Origin of the sequence: Microcystis ichthyoblabe FBCC-A1114, assembly GCF_050500245.1 — a bacterium.
In the GTDB taxonomy this organism is placed as follows: Bacteria; Cyanobacteriota; Cyanobacteriia; order Cyanobacteriales; family Microcystaceae; genus Microcystis; species Microcystis ichthyoblabe_A.
This window is the reverse complement of sequence record NZ_CP191408.1, coordinates 2,146,053-2,160,568: the sequence shown is the minus strand read 5'-3', so window position 1 is coordinate 2,160,568 and position 14,516 is coordinate 2,146,053. Positions and strand designations below refer to the sequence as shown.

At 41.9% G+C, this 14,516-nt stretch carries 14 protein-coding genes; 8 read left to right on the top strand and 6 right to left on the bottom strand.

Features of this window, described 5'->3' with window-relative positions; translation table 11 throughout:
- Window positions 1–90 precede the first annotated feature (90 nt).
- A complete protein-coding gene (locus tag ACQY1Y_RS10495) occupies window positions 91–1,149 on the bottom strand; it encodes a DUF2157 domain-containing protein (protein ID WP_430014526.1) in 1,059 nt (352 codons plus the stop codon).
- 178 nt (window positions 1,150–1,327) lie between these two features.
- Between ACQY1Y_RS10495 and ACQY1Y_RS10490 the strand changes: the two genes are divergently transcribed.
- From ACQY1Y_RS10490 to ACQY1Y_RS10480, 3 genes are all read left to right on the top strand, one after another.
- Entirely contained in the window at window positions 1,328–1,798 is a 471-nt protein-coding gene (locus tag ACQY1Y_RS10490) for a DUF29 domain-containing protein (protein ID WP_002733042.1), read from the top strand.
- A gap of 716 nt (window positions 1,799–2,514) precedes the next feature.
- Window positions 2,515–2,955: a Fur family transcriptional regulator gene (locus ACQY1Y_RS10485; RefSeq protein WP_002741350.1), complete on the top strand. Its 441-nt coding sequence runs from the start codon at window positions 2,515–2,517 to the stop codon at window positions 2,953–2,955.
- Window positions 2,956–3,013: 58 nt separating this feature from the next.
- Complete coding sequence (locus ACQY1Y_RS10480; RefSeq protein WP_430014525.1) at window positions 3,014–4,660, top strand: DUF3685 domain-containing protein; 1,647 nt, start codon at window positions 3,014–3,016, stop codon at window positions 4,658–4,660.
- A gap of 163 nt (window positions 4,661–4,823) precedes the next feature.
- On the opposite strand, the gene ACQY1Y_RS10475 is transcribed toward ACQY1Y_RS10480, so the two are convergent.
- Window positions 4,824–5,393, bottom strand: a complete 570-nt coding sequence (locus ACQY1Y_RS10475; RefSeq protein ID WP_002776813.1) for a TIGR04376 family protein — start codon at window positions 5,391–5,393, stop codon at window positions 4,824–4,826.
- A gap of 344 nt (window positions 5,394–5,737) precedes the next feature.
- Here ACQY1Y_RS10475 and ACQY1Y_RS10470 point away from each other — a divergent pair, with 344 nt between their 5' ends.
- From ACQY1Y_RS10470 to ACQY1Y_RS10455, 4 genes are all read left to right on the top strand, one after another.
- The gene (locus tag ACQY1Y_RS10470) at window positions 5,738–6,652 is read left to right on the top strand and encodes an alpha/beta fold hydrolase (protein ID WP_430014524.1); all 915 of its coding nucleotides are present in this window, start codon (window positions 5,738–5,740) and stop codon (window positions 6,650–6,652) included.
- Between the two features lie 34 nt (window positions 6,653–6,686).
- Window positions 6,687–7,907, top strand: a complete 1,221-nt coding sequence (gene ispG, locus ACQY1Y_RS10465; RefSeq protein ID WP_430014523.1) for a (E)-4-hydroxy-3-methylbut-2-enyl-diphosphate synthase — start codon at window positions 6,687–6,689, stop codon at window positions 7,905–7,907.
- Between the two features lie 101 nt (window positions 7,908–8,008).
- Window positions 8,009–9,055, top strand: a complete 1,047-nt coding sequence (hisC, locus tag ACQY1Y_RS10460) for a histidinol-phosphate transaminase (protein ID WP_430014522.1) — start codon at window positions 8,009–8,011, stop codon at window positions 9,053–9,055.
- A gap of 101 nt (window positions 9,056–9,156) precedes the next feature.
- Window positions 9,157–9,414 (top strand): hypothetical protein, encoded by a 258-nt coding sequence (locus ACQY1Y_RS10455; protein ID WP_002768810.1) that lies wholly within the window; start codon window positions 9,157–9,159, stop codon window positions 9,412–9,414.
- Window positions 9,415–9,650: 236 nt separating this feature from the next.
- Here the strand turns inward: ACQY1Y_RS10455 and truB are convergent, their stop codons facing one another.
- The 3 genes from truB to ACQY1Y_RS10440 all read right to left on the bottom strand — a co-directional run bounded on the left by truB (window position 9,651) and on the right by ACQY1Y_RS10440 (window position 13,380).
- A complete protein-coding gene (gene truB, locus ACQY1Y_RS10450; RefSeq protein ID WP_004158498.1) occupies window positions 9,651–10,532 on the bottom strand; it encodes a tRNA pseudouridine(55) synthase TruB in 882 nt (293 codons plus the stop codon).
- Between the two features lie 102 nt (window positions 10,533–10,634).
- Window positions 10,635–11,681, bottom strand: coding sequence for a tRNA (adenosine(37)-N6)-threonylcarbamoyltransferase complex transferase subunit TsaD (gene tsaD, locus ACQY1Y_RS10445; RefSeq protein WP_002734576.1), 1,047 nt, complete (start codon window positions 11,679–11,681; stop codon window positions 10,635–10,637).
- 127 nt (window positions 11,682–11,808) lie between these two features.
- Window positions 11,809–13,380: a hydantoinase B/oxoprolinase family protein gene (locus tag ACQY1Y_RS10440; protein WP_430014521.1), complete on the bottom strand. Its 1,572-nt coding sequence runs from the start codon at window positions 13,378–13,380 to the stop codon at window positions 11,809–11,811.
- 324 nt (window positions 13,381–13,704) lie between these two features.
- On the opposite strand from ACQY1Y_RS10440, the gene ACQY1Y_RS10435 reads away from it, so the two are divergent.
- Window positions 13,705–13,887 carry a hypothetical protein gene (locus ACQY1Y_RS10435; RefSeq protein WP_002763844.1) on the top strand — a complete coding sequence of 61 codons (183 nt, stop codon included), beginning with the start codon at window positions 13,705–13,707 and terminating at the stop codon, window positions 13,885–13,887.
- On the opposite strand, the gene ACQY1Y_RS10430 is transcribed toward ACQY1Y_RS10435, so the two are convergent.
- Window positions 13,888–14,346: a response regulator gene (locus ACQY1Y_RS10430; RefSeq protein ID WP_430014520.1), complete on the bottom strand. Its 459-nt coding sequence runs from the start codon at window positions 14,344–14,346 to the stop codon at window positions 13,888–13,890. It lies immediately after the preceding gene.
- Window positions 14,347–14,516 lie beyond the last annotated feature (170 nt).

Genomic DNA, 14,516 nt, shown 5'->3' with positions numbered 1-14,516 from the left:
ATGGTGTCGGGTGTTGGGGTGTTGGGGTGTTGGGGTGTTGGTTTTTTTTAGTTGAATCTCCCCATTTCCCCATATCCCCATTTCTCCTAATTATCGATCTTTGGGTAATAAATTGCGCCATTCGAGAGGGATATAACTTTCAATAAATCTAGCCATGGTTTGGTAATGACGCTGATACAAAACTCCCATATAGATAATACCAAGTCCTAGGACGGTTAGGGCAAAGGGAAAGAAAATTGAATCGGCAAAGATACGATAGGAGAGATAGGAAAGATAGGCAAATACTCCGATACCTCCAAAAACCACAAATAATCTTCTTTTTAGCAGGACGGATAATAACATCAATCCCAAGTTAATTAGACAGTACAAAAATCGTTGCGCTTCATTATCATCGATGAGGAGAGATAAACTAAACCAAAACATAATTAATCCGAATAAGTACAGCCAAAAAGCAAAATCACCCCGACTACGGCGCTGACGTACATCAATTAAATAGGCAGTTATTAAACAGGCAATTCCAAACCAAAAGGATACCCACAGTCGCAGTCTCCATGTATATTCGTTCTCTCCAAATAGTAAAGAGGTTAAGTCCATTGACATATACCACAGACTAAAAGCAATCGGTGCAGTTAAAAAAGGAAATTTAACAAATCTTAAAGTTATTAATCCTGCGATAATCGTGCCTAATTCCATTAAAAACCAACCGCCTTTAGTCCAGGTATAGAAATCTGGATAAATGGCCATATTTCCAGCTTGCCAGTATCCTGTCCAGCGTTGTAAACCATAGATTGCTAAGGGAGTCATTGCCACTGCCATGGTAAATAAAAGGCCGCCGGGGATTTTGAGATTTTGCTGAAAATAGAGATTTTTCCCCGCAAAAATAAAACAAATTGCATAAAACAGGGCGATAAAAAATAGTCCTGCACCACCGAAACTCTCCCAAGCTTCGTTCATCAACCACCCCAGGGCAGAGATAACAATTAATGCCCCAAAATAATAGGCTACATTAGCAAAATTAAAGCGAGGGCGATTAACTTCATCTTCTTGGGGATAACGGGATATAAAAGCCGTCCATAAATTTTCAGCTTGGCTGGCAGTAATTAGGTTTTGTTGTACCGCCCAATCAAAATCTTCTCTTTCTAGTCTCATAATATTCTCTAGTCCTTAAGCTAAGATGTATTTTAACCGCTTATCCTAAGGATAAGGGAATAGGGCATAGGCGCAGATGTTAAATCCTGTAGTAAAACTTAACATTTACCGATTGCAACATCCGAAATCTGCAAAATAGAGTATAATTCAGTCTAGATTAACTATTATCGAAGACATCATGATAACTAAATCAGAACTCTATGAACAAGATTTTCAATTATGGCTGATAACAACAATAGGTCAGTTAGAACAAGGAGATTTTCAGGCATTAGATGTATCTCATTTGGTTGAGGAGTTAAAAGAATTGGGTAAATCAGATAAAAATGCCTTAGAAGGAAATTTAATGATTTTGCTGGCTCATTTACTGAAATTAAAAGTACAATCCTCCGCCCCTGAAAGCATGAAATCTAGCTGGTATAGCTCCATTGTCGAACACAGGGAACGAGTTGTCGCCTTACTAGAAAACACCCCTTCTTTGAAATCTCATCTAGCAATCGCCATCGATAAAACCTATCCTAAAGGTCGCAAAATTGCCATCAAGGAAAGTAAATTGGCTGACTTTGGAATTGCGATTCCTCCAGAGGAAGCATATCCCTTAGACTGCCCTTTTTCTTTAGAACAGATTCTTGATGAAGATTTTTATGGCTGATAATTCATATTTAATCCATCAGCTAAGACACTTTCAAAATGCTTCTAAAAAGTCTTCAAATCTCAAAAACTGGGAAGCTATACAAGTCACATCTGTCTCCCGATACTAAGCGACTCGACTGACTTTAAATAGAGCTTACAAGCTTTTTTGCCCAACCCTAGTTAATCAGCCTTCAAGAATAAGTAAAAATTATAAATTTAAGGTAAATAATTAAAATATTTAAATATTTGGGGCGATTAGTTCAATGTAACAAGTAAGTTACAAGATTTTGATTTTCCCAGAATTTGCCAAAATTTAGCTGTAAATCGGGGTTGCCTACATTTAATAATATGGTATGATCGTGGTATGCTGTGGGCTTAGTTTAACCTTTAAGCTTTAAATCAAGGGAAAACCAAGACAATCAGGGGACTATATCGATTCTCTTGCCCAAAAAAAGCCGCCAGTGATGAAATTTTTTTATGTTGCAATTTTTGAAGTTTTGTAAAGGCTATTGACTTAAAACCAGAATTGTGTAAGTTGAGATTTTTAGTACAAATGCTCAGACTTTTCCTTCCTACTCTGGCGCTCTTGTCTCCCTACAACGAAAATTTTTTATCTCACCATTGAGATAACTGCTCTGAGATGGGCTAAAAACTGGGGCAATGTGGACATCGATCGAAAGACTAAGCTAAACTGGTAATGACTATGTATTAGGGCGGAGGTCAACGGATACAAATATGGACAATTTGGAGGTAAAACAAAAACCGATCCGGTGTTTAGAAGATGCGATCGAAAGGTGTCAAACTTTAGGAATGCGGGTTAGTCGTCAGCGTCGCTATATTTTAGAATTGCTGTGGCAAGCGCAGGAACACCTATCAGCGCGAGAAATTTATGATCGTCTCAATCTGCAAGGAAAAAACATCGGTCATACCTCAGTGTACCAAAACCTAGAGGCTCTATCGGGTCAAGGCATTATCGAATCTGTGGAACGCTGGGACGGCAGACTCTACGGCAACATCAGCGATTCCCACAGTCACATCAATTGTCTGGACAGTCAAGAAATCATCGATGTGCATATCCAACTTCCCCCAGAATTAATTAAACAGGTCGAGGCATCGACGGGGGTAAAAATTACCGATTATCGCATCGATTTCTATGGCTATAAACAAAACAAATGAGCCAGATCACTGTATAATTGACCCTGTGAATAGTATCCGTTGACAGGCTGCAACTCTTGTGATCGATCGCCCTCTCACCCTAATTATCATCGATAATGACCCGATTTTCCGCTTGGGTCTGGTGCAGGCCTTGTCGCAGATAGAAAATATTAGTATCGTCACCGAAGGGGATTTAGAAACAATTTTCGCTTTGACTCTTAATCCGGCCCCCGAAATTATTATTATTGATCCTCTCTTTGATTGGTCTTACTGTGAAATTCTCCACTCTCGCTATCCCGAAAGTAAAATTGTTCTATTAACCTTTCCTCTCGACTCCCGACAGCAACTAATCGCCAGAGAATTAGGCATCGCCGGTTATATTCCCAAAGGCACAAACCTAGAGCAATTTATCACTATTTTAGGGCAAATTTCCCGGGATGAATCCCACGATGTTGTCCCTTCCCCTCTCACCATTGCTACCCGTGCAAGTTTAGCCCCTAGCCATTGGTTAATCAGTGCTGGCAAAACGGGATTAAATCGCATCGAAAGTGAATTACATTTAATTGATCTCCATCTCAATCAACAGTCTTTATCCGGCTTTGATCGCTTTTATTGGCAGGGAAGAAAACGAGAACTTTTAGCAGCCCTATGGCTAGTGAGAAAACTAATTCCCCTGGAAGGGAGCTATTACAATTCAGCTTCAGCGACACCTCCGATAATAATTAACAATATCGATCGGGAATTACCAATTTTAAGCCGCGAGCGTCCCCTCTGTGTTTCGGCAGTTTTTGAGTCCACTTTAGCAGTTATTCGATCGCCTTTAATTAATAGAACAAAGATTAGTTTTGAAATTGATGTTTTACAGGATAATCGGCAACGGGAATTATTATATTTAGTTCTCGATGAAATTCGTAAAAATGTCGATGAAATGAGATATTTACAGGTTAGCAGCGGGGAATTAACCAGTCGCTTAAATCTGATTATTTACGATATCTGGGAGAAAGTTACGCGTAAATTTTTAGAAATTAATGCCTCGGTTTATGACGAAATTAGTAAAGGCAAACTTAATGAAATTATTCTGGAAGAAAGAGAGGCAATTCAAATAGAAATCCTCAATAAAATTCCTTTTACTCTTGACTTATTTTCCTATTTAGTGTACGAAAATAGTTTAACTATTGACGGAGTAGAATACCGAGCTAATGCTCCTGAAACTATCGCCAGAGCCGAAATTATCCTGCAAAATCTCATTCATAATATTGCCAATGCGGTGACGGTAATTATTCTCAATAACTTCTCGGAATCGGAAAGAATCAAACAAAAACTTTACCGGTCAGAATTTCTCATCGCCAGAAAATTAGCTAAAATCCGCAATGAATTATCTTGGAAATACCGACGGCAACAATATTGGCAAGAACCTAAAGATATCTTTGAAAGTCAATATCAATTATTTCACTATAGCGATGGAGAAATTCAATCTCTAGCCATTTATTCCCCCCGACAGGAAGAATTAAACAGTTTAACAGGCATACCCTGGTTAGTTTCGATCGCCTTAGAATTAAGAGACTCTTTATCCCCTCGTTTACGCGCTTTTTTTCGGGTGGTGGGTAATGGAGTAGTCTATATCCTTATCCAAGTTATCGGTAGGGGTATTGGTTTAGTAATTCGTGGGGTTTTACAGGGAGTCGGTAACACTTGGCAGGAAGTCAAAGGTAAAAAGGGATCATGAATTAAGTAGTCGTGCAAAATTAATTTCCTAGTCGAGACAGGAGACGGGATACAGCTATTAGGGATCGGATTTGAGTTTTCAGTTCACTGTTTACTCACAGCAGAAGTCTGACGGAGTAGTGGCTTAGATGTGTAATTAATTGTGCTTAGATACTTAACAGTAATTATCGTCCCATTTCTCGCTTTAATTTTTTCAATTCTTCTTCCATTTCCCATTCTTTAAATTTTAGATCGAGATGATCGTAGTTCGAGCGCTGATAGTCGGATTCTTGGGGTTGATCCCAAAAAGTGGTTTCCCAGTCACGCGACTGATTTTTAGGGGCTTTTTCGGCTTTAATTTGCACTTCTTGACGACGTTGTTGGACTTGTTGCAGTAACTCTTGAGATTGAGTCAGACGTTTTTTCACCCCTTCCATCCGTCCCCAAAGTTGATTACCCTGACGAAATAGAGCCGCCTCGCGTTCACTGGCAGCCTTAACCAAGTCCTGCCGTCCAGCGGCCTTAGCCTTATCAATTCTAGCGTGCCAAGTTTGGATATCTTGGGCAGTGGCCAAAATTTGCTGTTCGAGACGTTGACGCTCATTTTCTAGAGCGCTAATCAGTTTAGCCGTATCGCGCTCCTGTTCGCGCAGTTGTTCCACCAGCGCCTGTAATTCTAATTGGGGATGACTTTTGAGAAATTCTTCCAGTTGGGTTTCAAGAAAGCGACTAACATCATCAAATAGATTGCCCATCTGTGCAGTATCCTAAATTTGCAATTAAAGTCTAGGAGCGATTTTAATCCCCCTCTTCTTAGCATAGGCTAGATCAACCCTAGGTTTAAATATATTTGGGAAAAGTAGTACAAAAATGTTATTCGGCTGCGGGTTAGGGACGGGGAAACCCGTATAATAAAACTAAGTAGCTGGTTATAATTAAATTAAAAATGGATTTTAGGTTCGATCCCCCCTTCCCCCCTTGATAAGGGGGGTGCCGATCCCCCCTTAGTCCCCCCTTAATAAGGGGGGCATCTGATAATTTTTAACTCCTACCTACTTAGAGTGATATTTCCTGAAACCCTCTTAATTGTTTGACTTAAGTGACAACTTCACCAGCTTGGACAGAACGCATCGGTTATCAACGGGATTGGGTGTGGCGCGGTTGGCAAATTCGTTATAGTTTTATGCCGGCAAAAAACCCCCAAGATGTCGATAATCCCCCTTTAATTTTACTGCATGGATTTGGAGCGGCGATCGAACATTGGCGCCATAATATTCCTATTCTCAGCCAAAATCATCGAGTTTACGCGGTAGATTTATTAGGTTTTGGTGGTTCGCGCAAAGTGCAGGTTCCCTATACCGTTAATCTCTGGGTGGAACAAATACACGATTTCTGGCAAACTTTTATCAATAGACCGGTGGTATTAGTGGGAAATTCGATCGGTTCTTTAGTTAGTATGGCCCTAGCGGGTAAATACCCAGAAATGGTAGCCAGATTAGTTATGCTCAGTTTACCCGATGTCAGCCGTCGGCGGGAAATGATTGCCGATTGGTTATTAAATATCGTCACTCCCATCGAAAACTTTTTCACTTCGCCTTGGCTATTAAAACCGATTTTTTACTATCTGCGTCGTCCGCAAGTCTTGAAAAAATGGACAGGAATCGCCTACGAAGACAAGAAAGCAGTCAGCGACGAATTAGTACAAATTATCGCCGCCCCAACCCTAGATGAGGGGGCAGCTGAGGCGTTTATTTCCCTAGCACAAGCTGTCAATCATCCCGAATATTGTCCACCGGCAAAGCTAATTTTACCACGTTTACAAATCCCGATTTTATTGTGTTGGGGCAAACAAGATCCCATGGTTCCCGTCCAGTTAGCTCCGGGTTTTGTCTCCCTTAATACTAGGATTAAATATGTAGAATTTGACCGGGCCGGTCATTGTTTGCAGGATGAATGTCCTGACCGTTTTAACCCAATTTTATTAGAGTGGCTAGAATCTGTTGCTGTTCTTTGAGAGAATAGGGAGAGTGATTGTTGGTGATAGTCCTATGCAAACCTTGGAATCGACGCTCAACCTCCCCGCAACTGCCTCCGAATTCGACACCACGATTCACCGACGCAAAACCCGTCCCGTCCGGGTAGGTAGCGTTACCATCGGTGGTGGTCATCCCGTGGTCGTGCAGTCGATGATTAACGAGGATACCCTTGATATAGATGGTTCCGTGGCCGGTATCCGTCGCCTCCATGAAATCGGCTGTGAAATTGTCCGCGTCACCGTGCCGAGTCTGTCCCACGCCACCGCTTTAGCTAAAATTAGGGAAAAACTGCTCGCCACCTATCAACCTGTGCCGTTAGTAGCCGATGTACATCACAACGGCATGAAAATCGCCCTAGAAGTGGCCAAGCACGTCGATAAAGTGCGGATTAACCCCGGTTTGTACGTTTTCGAGAAACCGAAAGCCGACCGCAGCGAGTACAGTCAAGCAGAATTTGATGAAATTGGCGAAAAAATCGCCGAAACCCTGAAACCTTTAGTGATTTCTCTGCGAGATCAAGGTAAAGCGATGCGAATCGGCGTTAACCATGGTTCTCTGGCCGAAAGAATGCTCTTTACCTACGGTGACACCCCCGAAGGAATGGTACAGTCGGCTTTAGAATTCATCCGCATCTGCGAATCCCTCGATTTTCGCAATCTAGTGGTTTCCCTGAAAGCTTCCCGCGTGCCGGTGATGGTGGCCGCCTATCGTCTCATGGTTAAGCGCATGGACGAGTTAGGTATGGATTATCCCCTACATTTGGGGGTTACTGAGGCAGGAGATGGGGAATACGGACGAATTAAATCCACTGCCGGGATTGCCACTCTCTTAGCGGACGGTATTGGTGATACGATTCGCGTTTCTCTGACGGAAGCTCCCGAAAAGGAAATTCCCGTCTGTTACAGCATTCTCCAGGCCCTGGGACTACGGAAAACCATGGTCGAATACGTTGCCTGTCCTTCCTGTGGTCGCACTCTTTTTAATTTAGAAGATGTCCTGCAGCAAGTGCGCGCAGCGACTAAACACCTCACCGGACTCGATATCGCCGTTATGGGTTGTATTGTCAATGGACCGGGAGAAATGGCCGACGCAGACTATGGTTATGTGGGGAAACAGGCCGGTTATATCTCCCTTTATCGCGGTCGCGAGGAAATTAAACGCGTCCCCGAAAGTGAAGGTGTAACCGAGTTGATTAATTTAATTAAAGCCGATGGCCGTTGGGTAGAACCTTAATTAGTTTTACCGGTAGGGGTTGACATCGATTCAACCCCCGATCATCGGCGAGGATTTGTTATAATGGAAAGCTTGCTAGAAATTGCCGCCCCAGAGAGTCCATGCTACCTACACGCGATTGTGTTCGTCAAACCCCCGCTTACACTCCGGGAGAACAGCCCCAAAGCGCGGGATTTACCAAACTTAACACCAATGAGAATCCCTATCCCCCACCGGCGGAAATTTTTTCCCACCTGCCAGAGCAATTAGAGAAAGTCCGACTCTATCCCGATCCTATCTCCAAAGAGTTACGGCAAACGGCGGCGGAATTATACGGCATCACAGCTGATCAGATAATCGCGGGTAATGGCTCCGATGATATCCTTAATATCGCCCTGCGAACTTTTGTTAACCCTTGCGAAAGTGTCGCTTTTTTGGATTTAACCTATTCCCTTTACGAGACAATTGCCCGGGTACACGGGGCAAATATTATCGAATTTCCCACTAATGATAAATTTGAATTAGCAGGACCGATTATTTGTCCGGAAGCGAAATTAATTTTTCTAGCTTCTCCTAATCCTCCCCTCGGTAAACATCTTGATCGCGACTATTTAGAAGCAACCTGTGCTAATGCCTCGGGATTGGTATTAATTGATGAAGCTTATGTGGATTTTAGTGATGACAATCATCTCGATTTTCTCTCCCGTTACGATAATGTCATCATTAGTCGCACTATGTCGAAAAGTTATAGTTTAGCGGGGTTAAGAGTCGGTTTCGGTTTTGCTTCCAGGGCAATTATCGAACAGATGGATAAGGTGCGTGATTCCTATAATTTAGATCGCATCGCTCAAACTTTAGCCACAGCAGCTTTAAAACACCATAATTATTTTGAGCAAGTTTGGCAAAAAGTCTGTCAAACCCGCAGCCGTTTAATTACTTCTCTGCGCGAGTTGGGATTTATTGTTTTTGACTCGGAAGCTAATTTTATCCTCGCTTCTCCCCCCCAGATTAGTGCCAGTGAGTTATATAATCAACTCAAAGACCGTCAGATATTAGTGCGATATTTTAAACATCCTCGCATTCAGAATTATGTGCGGATTTCCATCGGCACTGATGAGGAGATTGATCATCTTTTATCTGCTATTCAAGAGATTATGGGAACAAATTAATCTCCATTTCCGTCAGGATTTTATTAGCATTTTAAACCCTAATAACTTCTCGAAAAAAAGGCTAGATTGATCGGAACAAAGCAGCGACAAACAAGGGTCTAATGGCCTGTCGTTTCTCCCGATTACTAGCCTTGGCTATCAAGATTATTAGTCCGACAAAAGGATTAAATACTAGCGCACAAATTTTTGAACTTATGCAATTTTATCCCCAAGGAATCACAGTTCAAGAATTGAGCCAACGCTTAAATCGTCCCGTTTCTATGCTCAATCTTTGTCTAAAATCTTTGGTTGCTTCTAAAAAAATCGTGGCCAGAAAAAATCATAATCAGTGGGTTTATACTGTTGATAAAAAAGCTTAGTTTGTCCAGATAAGAATACTTAAGATGTAGAAAAAGTATTTATTAAGTACCCAGAGAGAATCAATTATACATATTTTTCCCTTTCCTGTTGCCTCTTTCCGGAGGGCGAATGCAATTCGCCCCTACAATAGGGTGAATGCAATTCGCCCCTACAATAATATTATTACGCCAATGGCCTGCGCTCAAAATGTAATATAGACATTTCTACAAAACTGAGATATACCCATATATTAACCCTATTGCTGAATAACTATTTTAGGCTGTAGATAGTATTCATCTTCTGCGACAACTATCTCACCAATGCCGAGAAATTGAGCCTCTAAAGACTCCACAGCAACCAGAGAACTGATTATAACATTTGCATCGGTGAGATTAATTTTTCTGCCGTGAAACCAATCGATAACTCTTTCTGATGTCAAAGAAATCCAGTCTAGATGCGCCAAGGCAATGCGAGGCGAAATTAAACCCTCAGAATTAGCCATTAAAGCTTCCAGATTAATACTATCAGCTAATTGAAAACCACAGCTTTCCGTGCGAGTTAAACCGGCTAAAGTGCCACCCACAGCTAACACCTTGCCCAAATCTCTGGCCAGGGAACGAATATAAGTCCCCGATCCACAGTGAATATCTAGCTCTATTTGCGGAAATTCGCCCTCTAACCAGCCTAAAACCGTAATTTGGTCAATTTTGACCTGACGAGGCTCCACTGCGATTATTTCCCCTTTGCGAGCCAATTCGTAGAGACGGCGACCATCCTGGTGAATAGCACTATACATTGGCGGAATCTGGGCGATATTACCGATAAATTCCGCTAAATGAGGCTTAACTGCCTCTAAAGTTAAATCGGCACAGGGACAAGTAGCGATCGCTTTTCCGGTAATATCATCGGTATCGGTGCTGAGTCCTAACTGGATTTTTGCCCGATAAGCCTTATTTTCGGGTAAATAGGGCAGTAATCGGGTGGCAGCCCCGACGGCGATCGGTAAAACTCCCGTAGCCATAGGATCTAAAGTTCCGCCATGGCCGACTCGTTTTGTCTTAAGAATTTTTCGGACTTTGGCCACACAATCATGAGAAGTCCAATCGGGGGGTTTATTGAGATTTAAAAAGCCAAACATTATAAATTATCAATTATGAATTATGAAGTGGGGTGGGGAGACAGGGAGAATAGATAAAAGCAATCTCCTCAATTCTGAATACTGAAGACCGAAGGCTGATATCTAAAAATCTGACGTATTATATAATTGCATAACTTCGCTTAAAGGTAAACGGGAACGAACACCGATAGAAAGGTCAGAAAAATGACCAAGATCATAATGATCAACAGCAGCGCGAGCAATCATAGCGGCGTTATCTGTACAGAGTTTAAGTGGCGGAAAATAGACGGTTAAATCATGATTTTTGGCGGCAGTTTCCAGATGATTTCTTAAGGCACTATTAGCAGCTACTCCTCCCCCGATCGCAATAGTTTTTAAGCCATAATCTAAGGCACAATTGATGGTCCGACGGGTTAAACTTCTGGCCACCGTATCTTGAAAACTAGCGGCTATATCAGCTACAGGTAAATTATCTGGCTCAAATTTCTCTACTAAGCGCAAAACGGCAGTTTTTAAACCGCTAAAACTGGAATCGTAGGCATGAAAACCGCCGGTTGGTAAAGATATTTTACCTTCAGGTAAGGGAAAAGCTTGGGGATTACCATCTTTAGCAATGCGATCAATGATCGGACCTCCGGGATAACTTAAGTTTAATAATCGTGCCACTTTATCAAAAGCTTCTCCAGCTGCATCATCTCTAGTAGTTCCTAATTGTTGATATTTACCGCAGGCCTGCACATGGATTAAACTGGTATGACCCCCGGAGACTAAAAGAGATAAAAAAGGAGGTTTAAGATCAGATTCAGCGAGATAGGAAGCATAGATATGACCTTCGAGATGATGAATGCCGATAAAGGGTTTATCGTGGATAATAGCCAGGGTTTTGGCCGCCGTCATTCCCACCATTAAAGCACCTACTAAACCGGGAGCAACTGTGACGGCTATTCCATCAATTTCTGACCAAGTTAACCCCGTTTCTTGCCAAGCTTTTTCTAGACAAAAATTAATGGTTTCTAGGTGTTGTCGGGAGGCCATTTCTGGCACAACACCGCCATAGGGACGATGGAGATCAATTTGAGAAGAAACCACACTACTCAACACCTGGTTATTGTTAACAATAGCCACAGCCGTTTCATCGCAACTGGTTTCGATCGCTAAGATAATTGTCATAAATTAATCAGTAAATCGTCAGACACCCCCCTTATTAAGGGGGGATTAAGGGGGGATCCATCTTTAATTTAATTATAACCACTTACTTAATTTTGCTTAGGTACTTAATTAAAATTAAAGTTATCGTTCAACAATTTCCATAGCCACCACCGCCGGGGGTTTCAATAATAAAAATATCACCGGGGTTCATTTCTACAGTCGCAGTACCGGGCAATTCTTCAATAGTTCCATCGTTTCTTTCCACGGCATTACGTCCTATTTTACCGGCTTTTCCTCCCGCTAGTCCAAAGGGGGGAATCTGGCGATTACCCGATAAAATATTAGCAGTCATGGACTCTTGAAATTTAATTCTTCTAATCACACCATCACCTCCAGAATATTGTCCCTTACCGCCACTATCGGGGCGAATGCTAAAACTTTCCACTAATACAGGATAACGCATTTCTAATACTTCTGGATCGGTGAGACGGGAATTAGTCATCTGGGTTTGTACGGCAGCAGTTCCCGCAAAATTTGCTCCCGCACCAGAACCGCCACAAATAGTCTCATAATATTGATATTCTTGATTGCCAAAAGTGAAATTATTCATCGTTCCTTGACTGGCTGCCTGAATGCCTAAAGCACCGTATAAAGCATTAACTATGGCCTGGGAAGTTTCCACATTTCCTGCTACTACGGCCGCCGGATAAACGGGATTAAGAAAACAGCCAGATGGGATAATTAAATGGAGGGGTTTGAAACAGCCAGCATTTAAAGGAATTGCCTCCTCCACAAGGGTACGAAAAACGTATAAAACCGCCGCTCTTGTCACTGCCAGGGGTGCATTAAAGTTATTATTTAACTGGTCAGATGTGCCAGTAAAATCAATGGTTGCTTGACAATTTTCAATATCTATGGTAATTCTGACCTTGATGACAGCACCGTTATCCAGATAATAAGTAAATTCACCATCTTTTAAGACAGATATAGCTTTTCTAACCGCCAATTCGGCATTATCTTGAACAAACTGTTGATAGGCTTTAACCATAGCTAATCCGTAGCGATCAACCATATTATGTAATTCTCTTTCTCCCTTGGCATTAGCGGCTATTTGTGCCTGAAAATCGGCAATATTTTGGGCGATATTGCGTGCAGGAAAAGGACTATTAGTTAAGTGATTAATTAATTCTTGTTCCCGAAACTGTCCCGCTGCTACCAGCAAAAAATTATCGAATAAAATTCCTTCTTCGCTAATATGGACAGAATGGGGAGGCATAGAACCGGGGGTAATGCCACCGATATCAGCTTGATGCCCCCGGGAGGCAAGATAAAATAATATTTCCTGATTTTGGCGGTCAAAAATAGGACTAATTACTGTGACATCCGGCAGGTGAGTACCGCCATTATAAGGATTATTAGCTAGATAAACATTCCCCGGACGAATCGTCTCACCTTTATCCTGAATTAAGCTTTTGACACTATCGGCCATAGAACCTAAATGGACGGGAATATGAGGAGCATTGGCGATTAAATTTCCTACCTCATCAAAGATAGCACAGGAGAAGTCTAGGCGCTCTTTAATATTGACACTTGCTGCCGTATTTTGGAGAGTAATCCCCATTTCTTCGGCAATAAATTGATAGAGATTTTTAAAGATTTCTAGATAAATAGGATCGGCAACGGTAGTTATTTCTGTGCAATGAGAATCTAGAGGAGACATAGGAAAATCAGTTATCAGTTATCAGTTATCAGTTATCAGTTAGCTGTCTCTTGTCTTTTTTATCCTCCTCTGTCGGAGTGGCTCTCTTATTCTTTGTGTGATCAGTTTAACTTGCATAGGAGCGATCTTTGTGTCCTTTGTGTCTCTGTGGTTCATTCCACTTGCTCGCCAGACTATATCTTAGAACACATTTTACCCACCAAACCCAAGAGAGCCTGGGAACCTCCTGTCTCCTCACCCAAGAGAAGATTTTTGATTTTTGCAGGAGAGCCACTGATAGGGGCTGACTGAGATATAATCGCAGTCAGTACCAGAGGGTGAATTATGGATAAAACCAGCTTGATCGATAAAGTGCAACAAATGGCTAATAAACGCGATTATTTACTGCAATTGCGCGATAAACCCGACATTGGCGGCCTGAGATTAGATGTTAATCAAGCTCTTGAGGAGTTGGATGAATTACTCGATGAGTTTCAAGCAACTTTTCCTGAAGAAAAACTTAGTTAACTATCCGACTCGACGGGATTGATATTTGTCCGATTGTGCTAATTTTCCCAAGTCATCGATCGCTTTGATCAGAGCTTGGGAAGATATATCTTTAGAGCAGTATAGGTCAAAAGCTATACTTTGATTATTTTTTTCCATTGGAAGCTTTGGCAAGGAACTATAGGCGATAATAAGAATATAAGGGTCGAATTGTTTGATTTGAATAGCGGCGCTGTGTCCATCTAAGACAGGCATCTGTATATCTAAAATAATTACATCTGGTTGACAACTTTTCGCCAAGTTGATCGCCTGTTGACCATTAACCGCAATTCCCACCACCTGACAATCCTGCTGCTGGGAAATTAAAATCTTGAGTCCTAAACAGGTTAGCTCGTGGTCGTCGGCAATTAAGACTTTAATTGGCTCTCTCGGCTTTGTTATAATCATTTTCCTTTCCCTAGAGGTCTCACTTGTCATCATTGTAGAGCCTGTTAGTCTTTTGGCCTTCACTTCACGACACTTCCCATCACCCCACTTCCCCATCACCCCCACTCTTGACTTAAAACCCCCACTGATCACTGATCACTGAAAAAAGCCTAACTTTGGGCAAAAATCTGGTTTGTGTCCCCTCTTAGCGATAAAATTTCTAC